At 27.0% G+C, this 1,217-nt stretch carries 1 protein-coding gene; it reads right to left on the bottom strand.

The window, feature by feature from the left end:
- Window positions 1-211: hypothetical protein (locus CKF59_RS05405; protein WP_147397129.1), on the bottom strand; the 211-nt coding region annotated here is incomplete at its 3' end.
- Window positions 212-1,217 lie beyond the last annotated feature (1,006 nt).

Genomic DNA, 1,217 nt, shown 5'->3' with positions numbered 1-1,217 from the left:
TAAAAGTAAGTCTTACTTGGGTTGGGTCTATTCTTTGTTCTTTAATTTCATCAGGAAGTTGATCAAAAGTTACATCTGTCAGTTTGTATTTATAGTTATAAGCAGGATTTTCTTCTGTATTACTTGAATTGTAAAGATAGTGTGTTCCAAAACCTAGAGTTAGAGCCGAAGCTAAAACACCTAAGCTGATAATGAGATTTTTCTTTTTCATATGGATAATTTAAGTTGAGACTTTTGAAGTTAATTTGATCTGTATTAACTCATAGATAACATGTATACATAGTAATAAAGTAAGGACTGTAAAAAAGTAAAATCAAACAATGACTCTTGATAAAAAACTTCAACTGATTTTACTATTCATACTTAGATCCTTTATGGTTATTATACCAAGATATAGGAAGTATATATAGTTGGAGATGAAGTTAGGGAGGAGTTTATATAGGATTGAAATGTAATGTAGATTTTTGAGAAAGCGAAAGAGCTGAAAGATAAAAGTGGTATGTATATAATAATCATTTTATTCAAAGTGAAGCTTAACCTATTATTTAGTTATTTAATTAGCAAAATGCTTAATATATAGTTGGTTAGTTGAAGAGATTAGATAAATAAAGTAATAGAAAGGAGTTGAAACTAAGAGCATTAGATGTTTATATGAATGCTTGGGAATTTGTTAATTGATCATGTTAATTGAACATAGTAATTTTTATGGTTGATTGTGTAAAAAGTTATTTAGTCAATTCCTTTATCTAGATATAGATATCTAATGGTTTCTTTTCTAATTTATGGGTGACCTAAAAAATAATTATGTAGTATGATAAAATTTTTTAGCATGAACAGTATTTAGCATCATAGCAAAGTGCTTGAATGTAAAATTAAAAAAAATTTATGGAAAAAATTAAGTTCTAACTCTCTAAAAAACAAAAATATAGATAAGTCTTTTCACAAGAATCGTGGATGAGATTTTAAATTTTTTGTCAAAGTGGTGTTGACATAGATGTTTTATTTGTCTATAATATGCCACGTTGTCAGGAAGACAGCGGGACAAAATCAACATCTAAGAAAAAATAATTTAAAATTAGAGTTGACAAGGGGTAAAAATTATTATATAATATCTCACGTTGTCGCAAAAATGATAACAACTTAGTTCTTTAACAATTTAACAGACAATCTGTGTGGGCATTTAACTAGCCGAGATAGAAAAAAATACATTATTTAGT

Source organism: Psittacicella gerlachiana (assembly GCF_003585965.1).
GTDB classification, from domain to species: domain Bacteria; phylum Pseudomonadota; class Gammaproteobacteria; order Enterobacterales; family Psittacicellaceae; genus Psittacicella; species Psittacicella gerlachiana.
Note: the sequence above shows the minus strand (reverse complement) of the source record. Positions and strands in the feature narration are given on the sequence as shown.